Raw genomic sequence first — 21,377 nt, 5'->3', positions numbered from 1 at the left:
TTCATGCATACGGCTGAGGAACCCGTCGGCCACAGCCCCGCCCCGCTCCACCGGCCGCGCGCCGCGGAGACGGTTCGCGGCCACACCCCGGCCCCGGATACGGATCGCGGCACGACCCATGGCCTCCCGGGCCGTGCCGGCTCCCGCACCCGCTACCCGGACGAACACCCGGCGGTGGTACGTGTATTCGCGACGCGCTGACGGACGGGCACTGGGCGGAGTACGAGGACTGCCTCCCGCCCACCCGGGAGAGGCCGCCCGGACACACGCCGCGCACGCCGACGAGACGTCCGCGGCGACCGCGGCGACGGCGACGACGGCGACGACGGCGACGACTGCTGACAGGCTCGCCACGGCAGCCGCCGCAGCTCCCGGCTCCCGTCCACGCTCGGGCGCGGACGGGACGGACGGGACGGACGCAGCCGTCCACGTGGCTGTTCCCGTCCTGGCAGCCGCCCTCGCGGTGGTCGTCCTCGTACGGATCTGCTGCGGCGCGGGGGCGCTTGCCGACGGCCTCGTCCTCGCCATCGGAGGGGCCTGTCTGCTGGCCGCTCTGGCCGGTGCGCGCCGGCTGGTGACGGACCGTCAGCACGGGCTGCGCGCCGCCGGGGCCCGGCTACGGGGAGCCAGTCTCGCGGCCGGCGACATCGTCGAGGTGGGCCCGGGCGACTCCGTTCCGGGGGACGCCCGTGTCATCGACGGCCGGGGTTCGGTGTGCGATCTGCCGTACCGTCACCCGGGCCTGGACGGGGACGTCCTGGCGCGCGAGAAGGGGTACGACCGGTCGTCCGTCACCGGTGGTGCTCATGTGCTGGACGGCGACTTCCGGCTGGAGCTCGTAAGCTCCAGCCGCGACTCGCTCATCGCGCGGTCGGCCGCACTGCTCGACGCGGACGACGGCCTGACGGTGTGGTGGTGGCTCGGCGGCGCACTGGTGGCCGAAGGAGTGGTCACGGCCTGCGCCGGCCTCCTCCCGTCCGCCGGCAGGGCGATCGTCTCCGGCGCCGACGCGCTGACCGCGGCCGTGCTGCTCGGCGTCGTGCTCCTGCACCGGCCCTCGCCCTTCGCCAGTCTGCTGCGCCGCGTCGGCCTCCTCGACCTGGCGGACCTGGGCCTCCTGGCCCGCAGCGAGAAGGCCGGCACAGTCCTCGCCGCCGCCGACATCCTGCTGATCGACAAGAACGGCACCCTCACCCAGGGCGAGCGCCGGGCGCAGCGGCTCCTTCCCGCGCCCGGTGTGCGGGAGGCTGACCTCGCCAGGGCGGTGGCCCTCGCCAGCCTCGGGGACGACACGCCCGAGGGCCGCTCGTCGCTCGACCTGGTCGGGCGCAGCCACGGGCCGGAGGCGGTGGCGCCACCGCCGGAGGGTTCGTGGTCGTCCGTGCCCTTCAGCCCGCAGACGCGGATCAGCGGCGTCGACGTGGGCGGACCAGACTCGGGCCGACAGCTCCGCAAGGGAGCCCCGGCGGCGGTACGGGAGTGGGCACGCGGGCAGGGGCTGGCGTGGCCCGCCGAACTCGACACGGCGATCGCCGGCCTGGAAGCCACCGGCAAGACGGTTCTGGTCGTCGTCTCCGCGGCGCGCTCGGGACCGGGACGGAATCCGGACGTGGCCGGGGCCGTCGTCTTCGACTCCACCTACCGCGCCGACATCGTCGGCGGGATCCGCGCCCTGCAGCACCTCGGTGTCGAGGTCGTGGTCCTCACCGGGGACAGCGGGGCGGTGGCCAGGGCCACCGCCGAGGCGGTGGGCGCGGACGGCGTCGTCGCGGAAGCGGACCCGGACCGCAAGATCGCCGAGATCAAGGCCTGGCGCAACCTGTCAGCCACGGTCGCCGTGGTCGGGGACGGCGACAACGACGCGCCCGCCCTGCGCGAGGCCGACGTCGGGATAGCCATGCACAGCGGTCTCGCCGAGGCCAAGTCGCAGGCCGACCTCGTCGACGTGAACTCCCGCCCCGCCCAGCTCGCCGAGGCGGTAAGGACCGCACGCGCGTCCGCCACACTGTCCGCGTTCGCCTCCTCCTGGAGCCGCTTCGGCGTACTGGCCGTCATGCTCTCCACCCTCGTGGCGGGCGGGGCGCTGCTCGCGACCGGCGGCCACCCGCCCCTCTCCTCGCAGTCCCTGTCGACGGCGGCGCACGTGCTGCGCGCCGCGGCGGCGGCATCGGTCGTGACCGTCGCCGTCCTCGCCTGGACCGTCGTACGGCTGGTCCCCGCGCGCACGCCCCTGACCGCGGCCACCGTCCGCGTACGGAGCCGGCTCCTCGCGGCAGCGGCCGCCATCCTTCCCCTCGTCGTCCTCCTGGTCACGACGTGACGCACCCGGCCAGCCACGGGCACACCCGTGCGGCCGACCGATGAGAAAGGCGCCAAGGCCTTGTCCACCACACACGACACAGCGTTCCCGGCTCCTCGCCACGATCCCCTGCTCCCCTCTCCCGCGTACGCCGCGCACCGGGCCGAGACGCCCGTCGCCCGGGTCCGGCTGGCCAGTGGGCAGAGCGTCTGGCTCGTCACCGGCTACCACGACGTACGCGCCGTCCTGGCAGACGCACGGTTCAGCTCCGAGATCCTGCGGCCCGGCTTCCCCCAGATCCAGGCCGCGGCACCCACCTCCGTTCCGCCCGCGGCGTTCATGGTCCTCGACCCGCCGGCCCACACCCGGTACCGGGCGCCGCTGATCGGCGAGTTCACCACCCGGCGCATCGCCGCGCTGGAGCCGCGCATCCGCAGCATCGTGGAGAGCCAGGCGGAGGTGCTGGCGAAGCAGCCGCGCCCCGCCGACCTGGTCGAGCTGTTCGCCCTCCCGGTGCCGTCCCTGGTGATCTGCGAACTGCTCGGAGTCCCCTACGAGAAGGCGGAGTTCTTCCAGTCACGGTCCCAGGTGGTCCTCAGCCGGGTCGCCAGCACCGAGGAGGTGGACCGGGCGAACCAGGACCTGTTCGACCTCATCGCGGCGGTCGTCGAGACCAAACGGGCACATCCCGGCGACGACGTCCTCAGCAGGCTGATCGCACACGAGTCCGCTTTCACGCTGGACGAGATCGTCACCGTGGCCGTCGTCCTCCTCACCGCGGGGCACGAGACGACCGCCAACATGATCTCGCTCGGCGTGCTGCGGCTCCTCCACGAGCCCGAGATCTGGCAGAGCCTCGCGCAGGGGACACGGGACCCCGGACCGGTCGTCGAGGAACTGCTGCGCCTCCTGACCGTGGTGCAGTCCGGTGTCCCGCGGGTCGCCATCGAGGACGTCATGCTGTCCGGCACGCTGATCCGCGCCGGCGAGGGGGTCATCGCGCTGCTCGCCGGGGCCAACCACGATCCCGCCGTGTTCGGCGCGCCGGAGCGGATCCACCCGGAGCGCGTCGGGCCGCGGCATCTGGCCTTCGGCTACGGCCTTCATCTGTGCCTCGGCCACACCCTCGCCCGTGCGGAACTGCGCGTGGTGTTCGAGACGCTGCCCAGGCTCTTTCCGAACATGCGCCTTCCCCGGGACGGCGCGCCTCCGCTGTTCGCCGACGGCGCCTTCGTCTACGGCGTGGAGGGTCTGAACGTCGAATGGTGACAGCACACATGGGCGCAGCGCGCTGCGGACCTTCTCGCCCCAGGGGGGACCGATGATGCGCGACCCTGTCAACTTCCGCGATCTGGGCGGAACACCGGTGTTGAAAGGACGCATAGCGCCCCGGACGCTGTTCCGCGGAGCCGGCCTCCATCTGCTCGAAGCGGCCCGACTGCGCCGGCTCGGGACCGAGTTCGGCATCCGCGGCATCGTCGACCTCCGCTCCGAGCGCGAGGCGGCCATGGACGGGACCGCCCCCGTGTCCGCGGCGCAGAGTCTCTACCGGATCCCCCTGGGAACGGCGATCCGGGACCTGAGCCAGATCCCCGTCGACGATCTGCTCGCCGTCACCTACGGGCACTTGCTGGACGAGTGCTCAGCCGATCTGGTCGACGCGCTCAGGACCGTGACACGTGGGCTGGCCGCAGGAGGGGTGCTCATCGCCTGTACTGCGGGAAAGGACCGCACCGGCGTCCTCGTGGCCGCGCTCCTCGGGCTTCTCGGCGCCACCCCCGAGGTCATCGTGGCCGACTACCACCGCTCCGACGCCGCGTTCGCGAACATCATGGAGCTCTACGGCAGCAGTCCCAGCGCTGAGGCCGCCCTGAGCCTGCTGCCGCCCGAGGTCCACCACGCGCCCGCGCACGCCATGGAGAGGCTGCTCGACCACGTGTCGAGCACCTGGGGAGGCTGGGACCGGTGGGCCGGGGAGAGCGGGATGACGGACTGCGAGGTGGAGCAACTGCGGTCCGCGCTCGTCCACATCCCGTGAATCCCCTCCCCTTCTCCTGTTGTCTCTCCTGTTTTCGAGTTCTCCCGCTATCGAGTTCTCCCGTTTTCGAAACATCGTGACCCACAGAAAGAGTGCTCTGATATGTCGACTGTGATTCTGCTGGGCTACCGCCAGCCGCTGGCCGAAGCCATCGAGCGCCATGGCGAGGTGCCGTTCTCCATCGTGGACAAGGACGTCCCGGGCCTGAAGGAGGGACAGTTCTGCCGGGTGAGCCACCTGGAGGACGTCCAGGAAGTCCTGCGAGCGGTCGCGAGCAGCGACCTGTCGGACGTGAAGGGCGTCGTGACCGGACACGAGCAGGGGGTGTTCAGCGCCGCCGTCCTGCGCGACGAGCTGGGGCTGCCGGGGTGCCGGGACCATGCCCGCGCCTTGGTGTTCCGCGACAAGTACCAGCAGAAGACCAAGCTCGCCGCCGACGTCCCCCGGGCCCAGTGCCGGTACGTCACATCCCGTACCCGCTTCGACGAGCTGTCCCGCGCCCTCGGGCTACCCTTCGTGGTCAAGCCGGCGGCGGGTTTCGGCTCCATCAGGACCTCGGTCGTGCGCAGTGAGGATCAGTTCCACGAGCTGCTCCTCGCGAGCGAGAAGCACCGGTTCCTCGGAACGCTGGCGACCCAGTCCTCGGACGTCGCCTTCGTCGCCGAGTCGTTCGTCGCCGGCCGGGAACTGCACGTGGACGGGATCTGGCAGGACGGCGCCTTGCAGTGGGCGGCGCTGGGCCGCTACCGGGAACCGCTCGTACAACTCGCCGCGGGACACGTCCTGGTCGATTACATCGCGTCCCCCGAACAGTCCGCGGAGTCGCTCCGGCGCGCGGTCGCGCTGGCGGAGAAGAGCCTCGCATCTCTCGGAACCCCCGACTGCATCTTCCACATGGAGGCGTTCGAGAACGAGGAGCGGACCGCCTTCAGCGAGTGCGCCATGCGGCTGAGCGGAACGCAGTACCCCGAACTGCTGGAGATGACCTACGGCGTCAACCTCTTCGACGCGGAGGTGAGCATCTCCCTCGGCGAGAAGGCCACCGTGGCACCTCACGAACCCGAGCAGCTGTACGGCTACATCCATCTCCGCCAGGACGCCCGAAGCACACTGCGCAAGGAGGACCTCGAAGAGCTCTTCCCCTTCGTACAGCTGGAGTACCCCGCCCGGGACGAGGCCCCGTGGCGAACCGGCAAGATCGGCCTGGGAGTTGTCGCCCACAGCCGGGAGGACATGCTGGCGAAGCTGTTGGAGGACATCGCGAGCTTCAACGAGGAGGCCGTCCCGGTGGGATCGCCCTCCGCCTGACGCGGACTCCTGTTCGACATATTCGGGCTTACCCGTCCGAAGGAAGTCCCGCGCGCGGAGATCCACGTCCCGGCGTTCCGGACCGCCCGCACCCCCGTCACGGTCGGCCAGTGGGCCCGCTTCGCAGCGGCCACCGGCCGACCGGTCCCACGAGCGCCGGCGGACCACCCGGTCATCGGGGTCGCCTGGAAGGCGGCGACGGCCTACTGCCGGTGGCTCGGTGCACGGTTCGACGGCCTTCGGTCCTCGGTGGCCGGACACGGCCGCGGCGGGCGGGTGGGGCACCGGCTGGCGCTCGACCACCCGCGGCCGGTGGCCGTGCTGGCCGTGCTGGCCGTGCTGGCCGTGCTGGCCGTGCTGGACATCGTGCCGACCCGCCACGTCTTCGCGCACGCCCACGCAGCCTTCGCGCACGCCCACGCGGCCTTCGGGCCCGGCTACTACCACTGGTTCTTCCTCGCGGCGGGGAACGGCATCCCCGAGCGGCTCATCGAGGGCGACCCCGAGTACCGGATCCGGGCCCGGATGGGCGCCAGGCACCACGGCGGTACGGCCTTCGACCAGGCCGCCCAGGACGAGTACGTACGCTGCTTCTCCGACCCGGCCGCCATTCACGCGTCCTGCGAGGACCACCGCGCCGCCGCCGGTATCGACCTCGTCCACGACGACGCGGAGGCGGCCGACGGCCGTCGGGTCACCGCGCCCCTGCCGGCGCTCTGGGGCGAGCACAGCTTCGTGGGCCGCAGCTACGACGTGCCGGCAGTGTGGCGGGAGTACGCGGCGGACGTCCGCGAGCAGGCGCTTCCCTGCGACCACTACCTGCCCGAGGAGGCACCGGAGGCCACCGCCGAGCAATGCCGCACTCGTTCTTCGCGGCGTGGAAGCACTGTCCGCCCCGGACGGCCGACCGGCACAGACCCGCCCTTCGTATGAGACGCCACCGAACCCGCCCCTGAAGGAACATCAGGCCCCCGGCACTCAAATTCATGCCCCTGACCAGCAGGAATAGCGAACCGCTGCTGGAGTATGAGTATTCGGAGCGGGAACCCCAGGTCAGCGCACTCTTCCCCGCGGCTTCAGCGGCACCGGCGGGAGTTCCGGAGCGGGCAGCGGAGCTCCGTCGTACCCCACCACCTCACCGAACCGTGAGCCCGCCATCCAGTCCGAACGGGCCTGTGCGATGTCCTCGTTGGACCGCCCGATGAAGTTCCACCACATGATCAGCTCCTCCTCGAACGGTTCACCGCCGAGGAGCATGAGGGCCGCGTCGGACTCGGCGCGCAGCGGGAGTTCGGTGCGCCCGCAGCCGAGGTAGAGCATCGAGCCGGGAAGTACGGGTACGCCGTCGACGTGGGCCTCGCCGGACATGGCCAGTACGGCGTACTCGAAGTCGGGCTCCAGGGGCAGGCGTACGTCGGCACCGCTCGCGAGGGCCAGGTCGGCGCCGACGATCGGGGTGTACGTCGTGCCCGGTGAGGCCGTGCCGTCGACCGTGCCCAGGATGAGCGTGGCGCGCAGGCCGGGAGCCGTGACGAGGGGCAGATCGGCGTGGTGCTCGAAGCGCGGGTCGGCATGGCGGTGGCTGTCCGGGAGAGCGACCCAGAGCTGCGCGCCGTGCAGGAAGCGGGCGTGCGACTTGGGGCTCTCCTCGGAGTGGCTGATGGCCCGGCCGGAGGTCATGAGGCCCAGTTCGCGTGGGCGGATGGTCTGAAGGCTGCCCGTGGAGTCGCGGTGCAGCACCTCGCCCTCATGCAGCCAACTGACGGTCTGCAGGCCCATGTGCGGGTGCGGCGGGACCTGCATGCCGGGCTCCTCGGCGATGTCGTCGGGCCCGTAGTGATCGACGAAGCACCACGCGCCGACCATGCGGCGGCCCAGGTTGGGCAGCAGGCGGCGGACTTCGGTGGACTCGCCGAGCTTGACCTTGCGGGGACTGAGGAGTTCGCGCACCGGTTCGGCCACCACAAAACCGCGGCCACCGCACAGGGCGGGCACTGCCTCGCGATCAAGATTGCTCATGGCCCACAACCTAGCCCTGTGGGGTACCCGCCGTCAGGCCCTCGACCCGCCCATTGAGGGGCACTCGGGGCAGATCCGGGCAGAGGACCTAGGACCTGGGCCCCGGACGCATACACCGCTGGTCGGACGGGTCCTGGAAATAGTAGCCATGGACATAGTAGCCATGTACTGTTTTTTTCATGAGTTCGGTACCTGAGAACGCGACGCCCGGATTCCTCGTCTGGCGTCTGTCGATGAAGTGGCGGGTGGCCGTCGACCGGGCGGTCGCACCGCTGGGCCTGACCCACGCGCAGTACTCGCTGGTGGCGTCGCTGTACGGCATGCACCGGGACGGCCGCAGGCCGAGCCAGCGCGCGCTCGCCGACCACACCGGACTCGAACCGCTCTACGTCTCGAAGCTCGCCCGCGCCCTGGAGACGGCCGGGATCGTCGACCGGACACGGGATCCGGCCGACCCCCGGGCGGTGCAGCTCTCACTCACGGGCGAGGGACGCGAGGTCACGCGCCGCGCGATCGGGGTGGTCCACGATCTCCTGGACCAGCTCCTCGAACCCCTCGGCGGCTACCACGGCGAGCGGACACGGGCGTTCAGCCGCGAGTTGGCGGCGCTGCTCGACGTACCACTCGATCCACGTCCCGAGCAGGAACACCCGCAGAAGGAACACCCCGAACAGGAACACCCCAAGCAAGTACTTTCCGAGAAGGAGCAGTCATGACCACCGCCACTCCACCCGCCAACGGCCAGGTCATAGCCCTGGCCCACTATGCGAGCCGGGCCGTACTGGAGACGGTACTGGCCCGCACCGGAACCACGTTCCACCAGTCGGTGACCCTCAATGCCGTCTCGAGCCAGGGCGGCACCGTCGAGCACGACTGGCTCATCGGCCGCCTGACCGGGGCGCTGAAAATCGAGGAGTCGGCGGCCCGGGAGATCGTCGACGAGATGACGCAGCTGAAACTGCTGGAGGAGTCGGCCCCGGGGCAGGCGTCCTTCACGGACAGCGGCCGAGAGCTCTTCGAGCGTATCCAGCCGGGCATACGTGAGGTCGCGGGCCGCCTGTACGCGGGCATCTCGGCCGAGGACCTGGCGACCGCCGGTCGCGTCCTCACCCTGGTCACCGAGCGGGCCAACGCGGAGCTCGCCGACGTGTGACCCCACCACCTCACAGTAGTGGAATATTCAACAAACCTCCTCTGTTGAGCCCGTCAAAGGAGGTCAGCGGTGGACACGACGTACTACGACCACGGGACGGCCGCGGAGCGCTGGGAGCGGGCGCGGATGTTCTTCGACGCCAGGGACTACGCCGGTGCGGCGCGGGTTCTGGGTGGCCTGGTGGAGGAGGTGCCGGAGCAGGTCGGACCCCGGCTGCTGCTGGCCCGCTCGTACTACCACTCGGCCCAACTGCGGCGCGCCGAGGACGAGTTGCGCGTACTCGTGGAGCTCGACCCGGTCGAGCACTACGCCCGGCTGATGCTGGGGCGCACGCTTCAGCGCCAGGGGCGGCCCGATGAGGCGGAGCCGCACCTGCGGATCGCCTCCGCGCTCGCGGGCGAGTTCGAGCAGGTGTAACAGCCCTGCGAAAGAAGGCCGGTCACCATGGTGACCGGCCTTTTCGCATACGCCCCCCGGGGAGTTGTGCGGCCCCGCTCCTACTTCGTCGCTCCGGCGGTGTACGTGCGCTTCCCCCTCCGGTGGGCGATCTCGCCGAGCAGCACGTCGACGGCGATGAACACCGCCAGCGGGATGCCGAACAGCGGGACGAAGTAGCCGAGCACTGCGACGGCCGCCATGGCCGGGACCAGGATCTGCGGCGGGACCTGCTGCCAGGCGCCGCGCGGGATGGGGCGGCCGAACGCGGAGGCGCGTCCGCGCAGCCACCACATGCGGTAGCCCAGGACGATCAGAAGGATCAGCGCGCCCGCGAGGGCCATCAACACGATCTGGTTGGCCAGGCCGAAGAGGACGCCCATGTGGGCGTCGATGCCCCAGCGGGTCAGCTTGGCGAGCACCGGGTAGTCGGCGAAGCGGAGTTCGTCGGTGACCTCGGCGGTCGTCGGGTCGACGGCCACCGCGTCCTGCTTCTCGGGCCAGCTGCGCTGGACCTGCTTGACGACGTAGGCGGAGGAGGCGTCGGCGGGCGGGGTGATCTCGACCGGGTCGCCGAGGCCCTTGGCGCGGGCCGCGGCGAGGATCTCGTCGATACCCGCTCCGCCCACCGCGTCGCCCGCCGACGCCGCGGCCTCGTGTTCCGCGTGCTCACCGCCCGCCGCCGCGGAGACCGAGGGCGTCGACTGGCCGAGCGAGGTCCTGAGGACGTCGATGTTCGCCCCGGCGTAGGTCGACCAGGTCAGGCCGGTCGCCGAGAGGAAGATGAACCCGATCGCCGCCCAGACGCCGACGGTGCCGTGCAGCCCCAGGGTGCGGCGGCGCCCGCTGGTCCCACGTATCTTGCGCTGCGAACGCCGGCGCGCGAACCACAGCACCAGACCGCCGCTCGCGATCACCCAGAGCCAGCTCGCGGCGAGTTCGCTGTAGAGGCGGCCGGTCTCGCCGAGCTGCAGGTTGCGGTGGAACTCGTCGATCCAGGTCCGCACCGGGAGCGCGCCGGTGGAACCGTACTGCTCCAGGGCCCCGCGCACCTGCGCGGTGTACGGGTCGACGAAGACCGCGAGGGTGTGGTCGGCGCCGACGCCCTGGACGCCCGAGAGCATCACCCGGGTCGTCGCATCGGCCTCGGGCGAGGGGCGTATCGCCGAGATCGTGCCCTCCGGGTGGGCCTTGCGGGCGGCGGCCACCTGCTCGGACAGCGGCAGCTTCTCGTCGCCGACCGGGACGGTCATCTCATGCGAGTAGATGATCTTCTCGGCCTGGTACGAGGCGGCGTACAGGAAGCCGGTGGCCGCGGCGACCAGCAGGAAGGGGGCGACGAGGACTCCTGCGTAGAAGTGCAGGCGCAGCACCAGGGGACGCAGTGAGGACCAGGCTCTTCGGGTGGATTCCGGCTTGGCGGACCGCGGGGACTCGTCCGTCGTGATCGGGGGAGCGGTGGACATCGGCGGGGTTCTCCGGTCAGGAAGGGGACGGGATCGGGCCGTGGGCCGGGAGTGGGGCTCCCTTCACCGGTGGCGGTCCAGTAGTCGGAGCGCGGACGCGAGGAGTTCCCGGGCTTCGGAGTGGTGTGCGTCACATTCGAGAAGATGGGGGACTCCCCCTGTGCCGCCTCGCTCCACGTCGGACGGCTTGACATCCTGGCGCGATGGCATCCGAACGTGACCCCAGCGCCTCCCGCTCCCTCAGCGACCAGGTCGAGGAACTCCTCTCCCACGAAGGCCCGTTGCCGATCGTGGCCGCCGGAGACCCGGTGCTGCGCCGTGCCGCCGAGCCCTTCGACGGCCAGTTGGACGCGGGGCTGCTCGCCCGTTTCGTCGCCGCCCTGCGCGCGACGATGCACGCGGCGCCGGGTGTCGGACTCGCGGCGCCGCAGGTCGGCGTACCGCTACGGCTCGCGGTCGTCGAGGACCCGGCGCCGGTGTCCGAGGAGGTGCGACTGGTGCGCGGGCGGGTGCCGCAGCCGTTCCGGGTGCTGGTCAATCCGTCCTACGAGGGGATCGGCGCCGCCCGTGCGGTGTTCTTCGAGGGCTGCCTGAGCGTGCCGGGCTGGCAGGCAGTGGTGCCCCGGCACGCCGAGGTGCGGCTGCGCGCGCTGGACGAGGAGGGTCACGCGGTCGACGAGGTGTTCACGGGCTGGCCCGCGCGGATCGTCCAGCACGAGACGGATCACCTGGACGGCGTGCTCTATCTCGACCGTGCGGAGACGCGCTCGTTGTCCTCCAACCAGGCGATGGCGGAGCGCTGGGCGCAGCCGACGCCGCAGGAGGCGGCCGCGGCACTCGGCTTCACGCTGCCCGGCTGAGACGCCACGGATGCCGCGGCGTGGTGCCCCGCTGAGCCACCCCAGCCGTTACGGCCGCCGCGCCAGAGGGCCCCGGAGCCCGTGGCCGGGCACCCCGCCGGCTCCTCGGCTTCGGCTCGGCTACGACGCGTCCCGGTAGGCCTCCAGCAGCCGCAGCCACACCTCGCTCACCGTCGGATACGACGGGACGGCGTGCCACAGGCGGCCGATGGGCACCTCGCCGGCGACGGCGACGGTCGCGGAGTGGATCAGTTCGCCCACGCCGGGGCCGACGAAGGTGACGCCGAGGATGATCTCGCGGTTGATGTCGACGACCATGCGGGCCCGGCCGCGGTAGCCGTCCGCGTACAGTCCCGCGCCCGCCACCGAGGACATCTCCACGTCCACGGCCCGGACCCGGTGGCCCGCCCGTTCGGCCTCGGCGAGCGAGAGGCCCACCGCGGCGGCCTCCGGGTCGGTGAAGACGACCTGGGGGACGGCCGCGTGGTCGGCGGTGGCGGCGTGGGCGCCCCAGGGATCCGTCTCCAGAAGCGGTACGCCGGCCGCGCGGGCGGCGATGGCGGCGCCCGCGACACGAGCCTGGTACTTGCCCTGGTGGGTGAGGAGCGCGCGGTGGTTGACGTCGCCGACCGCGTACAGCCACTCGCTGCCGATCACCCGGAGGCTGTCGTCCACGTCGAGCCAGGATCCCGGTTCCAGGCCCACGGTGTCGAGGCCGAGGTCGTCGGTGCGGGGCGCGCGGCCGGTCGCGAAGAGGATCTCGTCGGCCACAAGGCGGTCACCGGTGTCCGTCAGGACGACCACGTTCGCGCCCTCGCGGGTCACCGCGGACACCGAGACGCCGGTGCGTACCTCCGCGCCCGCCTCCTGCAGGGCTTCGGCCACCAGTTCCCCCGCGAAGGGTTCCATACGGGGCAGCAGGCCCTTGCCGCGGACCAGGACCGTGACCTGGGAGCCCAGCGCCTGCCAGGCGGTGGCCATCTCGACGGCGACCACACCGCCGCCGACCACGATGAGCCGGCCGGGCACGGCCTGCGCGCTGGTGGCCTCGCGGCTGGTCCAGGGCTTGACCTGGGCGAGTCCCGGCAGGTCGGGGAGCAGGGCGCGGCTGCCGGTACACACGGCGACGGCGTGCCGGGCGGTCAGCACCTGCCGCTCACCGTCCGGTCCTTGGACCGTCACCGTGCGTGGTCCCGCGAGCCGTCCGTGGCCGCGGTACAGGTCGGCGCCGATGCCGTCCAGCCAGCCGACCTGCCCGTCGTCCTTCCAGTGAGAGGTGAAGTAGTCGCGATGGGCGAGGACCGCGGGTGCGTCGAGGGGACCTTGTACGGCCTGGCTGAGACCGGGCACGCGGCGGGCGTCGGCGCGGGCGATGGCCGGGCGCAGCAGGGCCTTGCTGGGCATACAGGCCCAGTAGGAGCACTCGCCGCCGACCAGTTCGCTCTCCACGACCGCGGCGGAGAGGCCGGCTGCGCGGGCGCGGTCCGCGACGTTCTCCCCCACGGGCCCGGCACCGAGCACCACGACGTCGTACGCGATGGATTCCGTTTCCGTCATGGGACCAGTCTGGTTCCTGGTGTGCTTCGTGGCCACACGGGTACGGGCGCGGAATACGGCACCGGAAGGCGGCGTTGTGCGAACCGGCACGAACCGACTCGGGAAATAGGGAGACAGGCATGAGCAGTACCGTGGAGCTCACCAAGGAGAACTTCGACCAGACGGTCAAGGACAACGAGTTCGTCCTGATCGACTTCTGGGCGTCCTGGTGCGGGCCGTGCCGTCAGTTCGCCCCCGTCTACGAGAAGGCGGCCGAGGCCAACCCGGACCTGGTGTTCGCCAAGGTCGACACGGAGGCGCAGCCCGAGCTGGCCGCGGCCTTCGACATCCGGTCGATCCCCACTCTGATGATCGTCCGCGACCAGGTCGCGATCTTCTCCCAGCCCGGGGCACTGCCGCAGGCCGCGCTGGAGGACGTGATCGGCCAGGCCCGCAAGCTGGACATGGACGAGGTCCGCAAGTCCGTCGCCGAGCAGCAGGCCCAGGCGGGCCAGTAGGTCCCGCGTTCACCCTCAGATCGGGTACGGCGCCGCGCACCGGCGTCCGGCGCACGTCGGTGAAGGCCTCCACATCGGCCTCACCGCGGAAGCGGGCGCCGGTGCCGGAGGCCGCGAGGTCAGCGGCCGGGCTTCACAGGGCGAGGGGTAATCCCGTGTAGTTCGCGGCCAGTTCGGCGGCCGCGGGACGGGATGTGGTGATCCGGCGCAGACGTGCGAGCTGCACCCGGCGGTCGAAGGCGTCCCCGTCCGGCTGAGCGTGCAGCATCGTGGTCATGTCGTACGAGAAGCGGGTCGCCTGCCACACCCGGTTTAGACTCAACTCCGAGTAACGGTCGAGGAGTTCGGACGATCCCGCAGCGTGCAGCGCCGCGAAGCCACGCGCGAGCACCCGGACGTCGGACACCGCGAGGTTGAGGCCCTTGGCACCGGTCGGCGGCACGATGTGGGCGGCGTCCCCGGCGAGGAAGAGCCGTCCGTGGCGCATCGGCTCGTGGACGTAACTCCGCATTGTGGTCACGGACTTGGACGTGATGGGACCGCGCTCCAGCCGCCAGTCGCCGTCGATCGCGAAACGCGCGGCGAGTTCGTCCCAGATGCGTTCGTCGGGCCAGTCGCGGACATCGGTGCCGTTGGGGACCTGGAGGTAGAGCCGCGACACCGACGGTGAGCGCATGCTGTGCAGGGCGAAGCCCCGGTCACCGCGCGCGTAGATCAACTCCTCGCAGGAGGGCGGCACATCGGCGAGGATCCCGAGCCAGGAGTACGGGTAGTCGTGCGCGTACGTGCGGCTCACGTCGGCCGGGAACGCCTCGCGTGCGATGCCGTGCGAACCGTCGCAGCCCACCACGTAGTCGCAGCTCAGGCTCTGCTCACGCCCCTGGTGCACAAAGCGCACAAGGGGCGCGTCGCTGTCCGGCTTCTCGATGGCGATCGCCTGGGCCCCGAACAACAGCGGTGGCCCGTCGGCGAGTTGCAGGGCGATGAGGTCCTTAACGATCTCCGTCTGGGCGTAGATCGTGACAGTGCGGCCACCGGTGAGGTCGGGGAATTCGATGTGGTGGCGTTCGCGGTCGAAGCGCAGTTCGATGCCGTGGTGGACCAGGCCCTCGGCGTCCAGCCGGTCGGCGGCGCCGCACTCGCGTAGCGCGTCGACCGTGCCCTGCTCCAGCATTCCGGCGCGCTGGCGCTGCTCGGCGTACGCCCGCGTCCTGCTCTCCAGGACGACACAGTCGACGCCCGCCCGGTGCAGCAGCCGGGCCAGCAGCAGGCCGGCGGGACCCCCGCCGATGATGCCGACCGTGGTCCGCATGACGCGCCTCCGTGTCCGATTCGGCCGGGGAACCATCTCCGGCTTCAGCCAGGGAACAATTCCCAGCTTCGGCCGGGAACCAATCCCCGGCTTCGGCCGGGAACCAAACCCCGCCCGGCTTCGGCCGGGAACCAATCCCCGGCTTCGGTCGGGGAACAGTCCCCAGCCTCTCTCAGCTCGACTCGCGGTGCACGATGCTCGCGCCCAGCACTTCGTGAGTCTCGGTTGCGGCACCGGGCTCGCGCACCACACGGTCCACCAGTCCGGCCAGGTCGCGCCCCGACGGCAGCTCGATGTGCACGGTGCTCAGCCGGGGCCGCAGCAGCCTGCCGAGCATCAGGTCGTCGGCGCCGATCACGGCCGTCTCGTCGGGGATGCCGATGCCCTCGTCCTGGAGGGCGCGGGTCAGCAGCATCGCGTACTCGTCGTTGTACGCGAACACGGCGTCGAGGCCGAGGGAGCGCCAGCGCGCCGCGAGCTTGGCGGCGGCCTGCTCCTCGTACGCCAGCGACAGCTCGGTCACCGTCGCGTCGCTGCCGTGCAGAGCGCGCCGTACGCCTTCGAGGCGGGGCCCGGAGAGGATGTCCAGGCCTGCTTCCCGGGGCATGACGACGCCGATGCGGCGACGGCCGCGGGCCACGAGGTGGGCGCCCGCGCAGTGGCCGACCCGTTCGTGGTCCATGATCAGCGCGTGCGCGCCCTCGACGCGCTCGGGGCCCATCGTGACGACGGCACGGGCGCCGGAGCCCTTGAGGACGGCCACGCCCTCCGAGCCGAGCCTGCTGCCGGGCACGAGTACGGCGACCGGCCGCAGCTCGGCCCAGACACGGGCGGCCTCGTCGTCGTGCAGGCCGCCGCTGCCGTGCTGCACGACCGTGTAGTCGAGGCGGCTCAGGGCCCACTGGAGCTCATTGAAGAACTGGTTGTAGAGCAGGCCCATGGGCACGGACGGCGCGGGCATGAGCACCATGCGGCTGTGGCCGGCCCGCAGGCTCCGGGCTGCGGCGTGCGGGACGTACCCGAGTTCCTTGGCCGCCTCGTGGACGCGGCGGCGGGTGGGTTCGCTGATCCGCACAGCACTGGTGTTGTTCAGGACGTATGAGACGGTCGCGCGGGAGACGCCCGCCAGGCGGGCCACATCGGCACTCGTCGGCACGGATCGTTGTGCGGGCGCTGACGGGGCGGACTGCTTCGGTATCTGCACCATGACGGGACGCATCCTTGCAGAATCGAGGCACGCAGCTTTGCGCCGGAGAACGCCCGCCGGCCCCAGGTGGCTGGAACTCCCCCTTCCGCAAAGGATGTTCGACATCCCGTACCGGATGAACCGCCCGGAGGTTACCGTTCGGTAGACGACGTGCTTCGGAGGTGTCCTCGTTGGCTCCCGACATGACTCCAGACATGGCTCCAGACACGGCTCCCGACCGCGCCCCGGGTCTGGCCGAATGTGCCCGGGCCCTCGCCGACGGCACGGTCACCGCGCGCGAGACGGTCGAGCAGGCGCTGGCCCGGATCGAAGCGACCCAGCCGTCCCTGAACGCCTTCCGCCTGCTGCGTGCCGAGGCCGCGCTCGCCGAGGCCGACGCGGCGGACAAGGAACTGGCCGCGGGGGTGCGACGGCCGCTGCTCGGGGTGCCGGTGGCGGTGAAGGACGACATGGACGTGGCGGGCGAGCCGACCGCGTTCGGCTGCCGGGGCGAGTTCCCGCCCCAGGCCGCGGACGGGGAGGCCGTACGCCGGCTGCGCGCGGCCGGCGCGATCGTCATCGGCAAGACCAACACCTGCGAACTCGGCCAGTGGCCCTTCACCGAGGGACCCGCTTTCGGCGCCACCCGCAACCCCTGGCACACCGAGCACACGCCGGGCGGCTCCTCCGGGGGCTCCGCGGCGGCCGTGGCTGCGGGTCTCGTCCCGGCCGCGCTGGGCTCGGACGGCGCGGGCTCGGTCCGCATCCCGGCGTCCTGGACCCACCTGATCGGCATCAAACCGCAGCGTGGCCGAATCTCGACCTGGCCGCGCCCGGAGTCGTTCCAGGGAATCACCGTCAACGGCACACTCGCCCGCACCATCGCCGACGCGGCACTGCTCCTGGACGCGGCGAGCGGTCAGCACGACGACGATCTGCACCGGCCCCCCGCGCTGCGCGTGTCGGACGCGGTGGGCCGCGATCCCGGCCGGCTGCGGATCGCGCTCTCGCTGAAGCCGCCGTTCACCGCGCTGCCCGCCCGCCTCGATCCCGCCGTACGATCGCGGGTCCTCGCCCTGGCCGAGCGGCTGACGGCGCTCGGGCACGTAGTGGAGGAGGCGGAGCCGCGGTATGGACGGATCGGGCTGTCGTTCATCCCCCGCGCGACGGTCGGCCTTGCCGAACGAGCAGGCGACGTGCCACAGCCGGACCTCCTCGACCGGCGGACCCGCGACGCCGCCCGCCTGGGCCGCGTACTCGGCGGAGCCCCGCTCCGGCTGGCCCGCCGGGCGGAGTTCACGCTGCACCGGCGGATCGGCGCCCTCTTCGAGTCGTACGACGTCCTCCTCGCGCCGACGACCGCCGCTCCCCCGCCGCGCATCGGCTCGATGGTGAACCTGAACGGGTTCGGCACCGACCGGGCCATGATCGCCGCGTGCCCGTTCGCCTGGCCCTGGAACGTGCTGGGCTGGCCCGGGGTCAACGTCCCCGCGGGCTTCGTGGGCGAGGGCCTGCCCGTCGGGGCGCAACTCCTCGGCCCCGCGAACAGCGAGCCGCTGCTCGTCTCGCTGGCCGCCCAGTTGGAGGCGGACCAGCGCTGGCACGAGCGGTGGCCGCCGCACGCGACGGCGGCCGACTCCCCTTCGCTGTAAAGGAGTTCGTCCGGCACGCTCTGACCGGCCGCTACCGGCCGTAGTCTGTGACCATGGGCGATGCGTCGATGGTCGGGTTGATGGGGCGGGTCACCGGCACGATCGGGCCCGGGCTTGTCGGCGAGGTGATCGTCCGGGTGCGCGGCGGCGCCGAGCACTTCCTCGCGTATCCGGCCGCCGCGAAGGACCGCATCGAGCCGGGCACGGTGGTGATGGTGGTGGAGTACCTGCCGCCGCGGACCGTGTACGTCTCGGCGGCGTACGACGGCTGACGCGTCAGCGGCGTACGAGGAGAGCCGACTCGCCCGCGATGTAGGGCAGTTGGTGCGTCAATGGCTCGTCTGTGCGCCTCTCGTCCCAGGTGAGAGCCGTATTCGTCAAGATTGCAACAAGGATTCGTCAGCGTCTGTACCCCGGTCTTGCGCAGGAGCACACTCCCTTCGTTCGGTGCCGAAAGGGCACCATCAACAGGGGGGCGTATGCCGATGGTTGTCGGCGTCGTGGCGGGGACAGCTGTCCTCGCGCTGGTCTTCATCGTGGTGGTCTTCAAGCTCATGTGGCGGGTCGCGGAGCCCAACGAAGCGCTGATCATCTCTGGTTCGAAGCATCGGACCGAAGGCCTCGAAGAAGGCATGGGATTCCGCATCGTGACGGGGCGCGGCACGCTGGTCATGCCGGGTGTGCAGGCGGTGCGCAAGATCTCGCTCGACCTCAACGAGACCGAACTGCACGTGGACTGCGTGACCCACCAGGGCATCCCGCTCAAGGTGCGGGGCGTGGTCATCTTCAAGGTGGGCGACGACTTCGTGTCGATCGCCAACGCGGGCCGTCGCTTCCTCGACCAGCAGAAGCTGATGTCGGAGCGCGTGCACAACGTGTTCGCCGGTCATCTGCGGTCCATCGTCGGCGGGTTGACCGTCGAGGACATGATCCGCGACCGGGAGAAGCTGACCGGCCAGACGCGGGCCGCCTGCGGGACGGAGATGGAGAAGCTGGGTCTGATCGTCGACTCGCTGCAGATCCACGAGATCGAGGATCCGACGGGGTACATCAAGAACCTGGCGATGCCGCACGCCGCCGCCGTACAGCGCGACGCGCGGATCGCGCAGGCGGAGGCCAACCGGCTCGCCACCGAGGCCGAACAGAAGGCCGCGGCCCGGATGTCGGAGGCCACCCGGGACAGCGAGATCCTCCAGGCCGGCTACCAGGCCGAGCGCGACAAGGCGTCCGCCAAGGCCCAGCAGGCCGGACCGCTCGCGGATGCCGCCGCCCGGCAGGACGTCGTCGTACAGGAGACGCGCATCGCCGAACTCGAGGCACAGCGGCGGGAGCAGCAGCTCCAGGCGGACGTCCGCAAGCCGGCCGACGCCAAGGCATACGAGACACGCGCACGGGCCGAGGCCGAGCGTGACGCGCGGATCTCCGCCGCGCAGGCAAAGGCGCAGGAGACCGAACTCGCGGCAGCGGCCGAGGCGACCAGGGTCAAGGCGGCCGCGGGCGCCGAGGCCGAGGCGACGAAGGCGCGGGGTGCCGCCGCCGCGACGGCGACCCGGGCCACCGGTGAGGCCGAGGCAGCCGCAGCTCAGGCCAAGGGACTCGCCGCCGCCGAGGCGACGCGGGCCCAGGGTCTCGCGGAGGCCGAGGCCATCAAGGCGAGGGCCGCCGCTCTCGCCGAGAACCAGGAGGCCGTGGTCGCCCAGCAACTCGCCGAGAACTGGCCGGAGATCGTCCGGGCGGGTGCGAGCGCCTTCGGCAACGTCGAGCACATGGTGCTGCTCAACGGCGCCGACGGCATGTCGGACATGTTCGCCAAGGCACTCACCATGGGCGGTACGGGGCTCGGCCTGGCACGGCAGTTGCTCGCGTCGATGAACCAGAACGGTACGGGGCCGGACGGTGGGACGGCGGGGCTCAACGGCGTTGTGCCGCCGCCGCGTTCGGAGAGGGTGCCGGTGGAGCAGGACAAGGCGTGAGGCAGTGAGCTGCGGGGGCAGGGCAGTTGGCCTCCCTGCCCCCGAAGCTTGACCTCGCTGCCCCGAAGCTTGACCTCGTAGCCCCGAAGCTTGACCTCGTTGGCCCGAAGCTTGACCTCGTTGCCCCGGGGTTTGGCCTCGCTGCCCCGAGACTTGACCTCGCTACCCCTGAAGGCTTGGCCTCCCTGCCCCCGAAGGCCGGGCCCCTCGTCCCCGAAGTAACGTGACCCTCGTGACTGCATCGACCGATGAAGACGTCCCCGGCCGCTACGGCCCCTCCGCGACGACGGAGGCCGAGCCCCGCGAGGTGGGCCGGGTGCGGACCGAGTACTCCCCCGCGCACGACGGCGACCCCGACCCGGGCGAGATCGTCTGGACGTGGGTGCCCTATGAGGAGAACGACGGCCGGGGCAAGGACCGCCCGGTGCTCGTCGTCGCCCGGGAGGCCGCCGGCACCTTCCTCGCCGTCCAGCTGTCGAGCAAGCGGCACGACGGCGACCGGGAGTGGGTGCCGATCGGGAGCGGGCCGTGGGACCGCACCGGCCGGGACTCGTGGGTGGCCGTGGATCGCGTACTGCGGCTGCACGAGGACGGGATGCGGCGGGAGGCGTGTGCGCTGGACCGGATGCGGTTCAACTCCGTGGTGCGGCGCTTGCAGGAGCGGTACGGATGGCGGTAGGGGCCGTGGATGGGCCCTGGGTATGACGGCCACGCGCTCCTGAAAACGGGGGCGCGTCAGCCGACCCCGAGCTCAGACGCGAACGCCTGCTCGAATGCGGCTCGCGTCGCCGAACCCTCCGTACGGTCCAGAACCCCGAACACGACACGCTCGAAGTACCCCTCGAAGCGGCCCTTGACCAGCAGACCGTGGAAGGCGCCCGCGACCTGCGCCGGGTCGTTCCGGAAGACCCCGCAGCCCCACGCGCCGAGCACCAGCCGCCGGTAGCCGTGGGCCGCCGCGGTCTCCAGGACCCGCTCGGCGCGGACGGCCAGGGCCTGCGGCAGTTCGGCCGCGCGCTCCGGAGCGGTCCGCAGGACGACACCGGCGTTGGGTGCCGCGGCCGTCAGGAAACCGGCCGGGTACGGCTCGTCGAGGAGGCGCCCGCGGTCGTCGCGGAAGACGGGCACGGCGGGTGAGTGGATGACACGGTCCGTGTAGAACAGGTCGCGGTGGGCGCGGTGGTGGTCGTAGAACGGCCGGGCCCGCAGCAGACAGGCGTACAGCGCGGAGGCCCGGCAGAGGGCCTCTTCCTGGGCCTGCGCGCCCTTGAGATAGCCGCCGCCGGGATTGCGCGCCGAGGAGAAGTTCAGGACGGCGACGGGGTCCGTTCCGTCCACGAGCCGCCGGGCGGCCTCCAGGCTGCTCTCGCCCGTGACCTCGTACGTCGTGTCCACGGCGCTGACCTGGGGTGTCTCCACGGGCTGCGGCCCGTACATCCGCGTCCCCGCCCGCGCGGCCTCGACCGCCGCGGCGATCGGCACCTCGCGCCCGTCGGACGCGCGGTACGAACCCGCCGCGACGATCTCCTCCGTGTGACGCGCGATACCGCGCAGGCGCGCGCTCATGGCGCCACCCCCGTACGCGCCACGAGCGCGTCCCGCGCGATCTCCCCCGTCGTGCT

21 protein-coding genes and 1 pseudogene are annotated in these 21,377 nt (G+C 71.6%); 16 read left to right on the top strand and 6 right to left on the bottom strand.

From position 1 onward, the window contains the following. The first annotated feature begins 3 nt into the window (after positions 1-3). From ACFVKT_RS03010 to ACFVKT_RS02980, 7 genes and pseudogenes are all read left to right on the top strand, one after another. Entirely contained in the window at positions 4-201 is a 198-nt protein-coding gene (locus ACFVKT_RS03010; RefSeq protein WP_385726901.1) for a hypothetical protein, read from the top strand. Further along, on the top strand, positions 182-2,320 hold the full coding sequence (locus ACFVKT_RS03005; RefSeq protein WP_385726899.1) for an HAD-IC family P-type ATPase: 2,139 nt from the start codon (positions 182-184) through the stop codon (positions 2,318-2,320). The genes ACFVKT_RS03010 and ACFVKT_RS03005 overlap by 20 nt, the downstream gene beginning before the upstream one ends. A gap of 60 nt (positions 2,321-2,380) precedes the next feature. Further along, positions 2,381-3,568 carry a cytochrome P450 gene (locus ACFVKT_RS03000; protein WP_385726898.1) on the top strand — a complete coding sequence of 396 codons (1,188 nt, stop codon included), beginning with the start codon at positions 2,381-2,383 and terminating at the stop codon, positions 3,566-3,568. 52 nt (positions 3,569-3,620) lie between these two features. Next, on the top strand, positions 3,621-4,337 hold the full coding sequence (locus tag ACFVKT_RS02995; RefSeq protein ID WP_385726896.1) for a tyrosine-protein phosphatase: 717 nt from the start codon (positions 3,621-3,623) through the stop codon (positions 4,335-4,337). Positions 4,338-4,439: 102 nt separating this feature from the next. Further along, complete coding sequence (locus ACFVKT_RS02990) at positions 4,440-5,645, top strand: acetyl-CoA carboxylase biotin carboxylase subunit family protein (RefSeq protein WP_385726894.1); 1,206 nt, start codon at positions 4,440-4,442, stop codon at positions 5,643-5,645. Positions 5,646-5,684: 39 nt separating this feature from the next. Further along, positions 5,685-5,873: pseudogene (locus tag ACFVKT_RS02985) on the top strand (formylglycine-generating enzyme family protein); the annotation flags it as partial. A gap of 21 nt (positions 5,874-5,894) precedes the next feature. Further along, complete coding sequence (locus ACFVKT_RS02980; RefSeq protein WP_385726892.1) at positions 5,895-6,578, top strand: hypothetical protein; 684 nt, start codon at positions 5,895-5,897, stop codon at positions 6,576-6,578. Positions 6,579-6,698: 120 nt separating this feature from the next. Here ACFVKT_RS02980 and ACFVKT_RS02975 read toward each other — a convergent pair whose 3' ends face one another. Next, the gene (locus ACFVKT_RS02975; RefSeq protein ID WP_385726891.1) at positions 6,699-7,664 is read right to left on the bottom strand and encodes a pirin family protein; all 966 of its coding nucleotides are present in this window, start codon (positions 7,662-7,664) and stop codon (positions 6,699-6,701) included. A gap of 179 nt (positions 7,665-7,843) precedes the next feature. Here ACFVKT_RS02975 and ACFVKT_RS02970 point away from each other — a divergent pair, with 179 nt between their 5' ends. From ACFVKT_RS02970 to ACFVKT_RS02960, 3 genes are all read left to right on the top strand, one after another. Beyond that, entirely contained in the window at positions 7,844-8,380 is a 537-nt protein-coding gene (locus ACFVKT_RS02970; protein ID WP_385726889.1) for a MarR family winged helix-turn-helix transcriptional regulator, read from the top strand. After that, positions 8,377-8,817 carry a MarR family winged helix-turn-helix transcriptional regulator gene (locus tag ACFVKT_RS02965; protein ID WP_385726887.1) on the top strand — a complete coding sequence of 147 codons (441 nt, stop codon included), beginning with the start codon at positions 8,377-8,379 and terminating at the stop codon, positions 8,815-8,817. The genes ACFVKT_RS02970 and ACFVKT_RS02965 overlap by 4 nt, the downstream gene beginning before the upstream one ends. A 69-nt stretch (positions 8,818-8,886) precedes the next feature. Further along, a complete protein-coding gene (locus ACFVKT_RS02960) occupies positions 8,887-9,234 on the top strand; it encodes a tetratricopeptide repeat protein (protein ID WP_385726885.1) in 348 nt (115 codons plus the stop codon). Between the two features lie 80 nt (positions 9,235-9,314). On the opposite strand, the gene ACFVKT_RS02955 is transcribed toward ACFVKT_RS02960, so the two are convergent. Next, positions 9,315-10,718, bottom strand: a complete 1,404-nt coding sequence (locus ACFVKT_RS02955; protein WP_385726883.1) for a PepSY-associated TM helix domain-containing protein — start codon at positions 10,716-10,718, stop codon at positions 9,315-9,317. A 203-nt stretch (positions 10,719-10,921) separates the two neighbouring features. Here ACFVKT_RS02955 and ACFVKT_RS02950 point away from each other — a divergent pair, with 203 nt between their 5' ends. After that, positions 10,922-11,578: a peptide deformylase gene (locus ACFVKT_RS02950; RefSeq protein ID WP_385726881.1), complete on the top strand. Its 657-nt coding sequence runs from the start codon at positions 10,922-10,924 to the stop codon at positions 11,576-11,578. A gap of 120 nt (positions 11,579-11,698) precedes the next feature. Here ACFVKT_RS02950 and ACFVKT_RS02945 read toward each other — a convergent pair whose 3' ends face one another. After that, positions 11,699-13,135, bottom strand: a complete 1,437-nt coding sequence (locus ACFVKT_RS02945) for a dihydrolipoyl dehydrogenase family protein (protein WP_385726879.1) — start codon at positions 13,133-13,135, stop codon at positions 11,699-11,701. Positions 13,136-13,254: 119 nt separating this feature from the next. Between ACFVKT_RS02945 and trxA the strand changes: the two genes are divergently transcribed. Continuing rightward, positions 13,255-13,632, top strand: a complete 378-nt coding sequence (gene trxA, locus ACFVKT_RS02940) for a thioredoxin (protein ID WP_385726877.1) — start codon at positions 13,255-13,257, stop codon at positions 13,630-13,632. 133 nt (positions 13,633-13,765) lie between these two features. On the opposite strand, the gene ACFVKT_RS02935 is transcribed toward trxA, so the two are convergent. Both ACFVKT_RS02935 and ACFVKT_RS02930 read right to left on the bottom strand, forming a co-directional pair. After that, positions 13,766-14,944 carry a 4-hydroxybenzoate 3-monooxygenase gene (locus tag ACFVKT_RS02935; RefSeq protein WP_385726876.1) on the bottom strand — a complete coding sequence of 393 codons (1,179 nt, stop codon included), beginning with the start codon at positions 14,942-14,944 and terminating at the stop codon, positions 13,766-13,768. 172 nt (positions 14,945-15,116) lie between these two features. Beyond that, a complete protein-coding gene (locus ACFVKT_RS02930) occupies positions 15,117-16,151 on the bottom strand; it encodes a LacI family DNA-binding transcriptional regulator (protein WP_385726874.1) in 1,035 nt (344 codons plus the stop codon). Between the two features lie 194 nt (positions 16,152-16,345). On the opposite strand from ACFVKT_RS02930, the gene ACFVKT_RS02925 reads away from it, so the two are divergent. The 4 genes from ACFVKT_RS02925 (at position 16,346) to ACFVKT_RS02910 (ending at position 20,434) form a co-directional block, all read left to right on the top strand. Further along, positions 16,346-17,782: an amidase gene (locus tag ACFVKT_RS02925; protein WP_385726873.1), complete on the top strand. Its 1,437-nt coding sequence runs from the start codon at positions 16,346-16,348 to the stop codon at positions 17,780-17,782. A 47-nt stretch (positions 17,783-17,829) separates the two neighbouring features. Further along, positions 17,830-18,054 carry a hypothetical protein gene (locus tag ACFVKT_RS02920; protein ID WP_385726871.1) on the top strand — a complete coding sequence of 75 codons (225 nt, stop codon included), beginning with the start codon at positions 17,830-17,832 and terminating at the stop codon, positions 18,052-18,054. Between the two features lie 207 nt (positions 18,055-18,261). Beyond that, entirely contained in the window at positions 18,262-19,755 is a 1,494-nt protein-coding gene (locus ACFVKT_RS02915) for a flotillin family protein (RefSeq protein ID WP_385726869.1), read from the top strand. A gap of 232 nt (positions 19,756-19,987) precedes the next feature. Beyond that, on the top strand, positions 19,988-20,434 hold the full coding sequence (locus tag ACFVKT_RS02910) for a type II toxin-antitoxin system PemK/MazF family toxin (protein WP_385726868.1): 447 nt from the start codon (positions 19,988-19,990) through the stop codon (positions 20,432-20,434). 56 nt (positions 20,435-20,490) lie between these two features. Here ACFVKT_RS02910 and ACFVKT_RS02905 read toward each other — a convergent pair whose 3' ends face one another. Continuing rightward, positions 20,491-21,321: a TIGR02452 family protein gene (locus tag ACFVKT_RS02905; protein WP_385726866.1), complete on the bottom strand. Its 831-nt coding sequence runs from the start codon at positions 21,319-21,321 to the stop codon at positions 20,491-20,493. Positions 21,322-21,377 lie beyond the last annotated feature (56 nt).

Origin of the sequence: Streptomyces sp. NPDC127595, assembly GCF_042671685.1 — a bacterium.
Classification (GTDB): Bacteria; Actinomycetota; Actinomycetes; order Streptomycetales; family Streptomycetaceae; genus Streptomyces.
The sequence above is the reverse complement of the archived record's forward strand: the minus strand, read 5'-3'. Positions and strand labels throughout refer to the sequence as shown.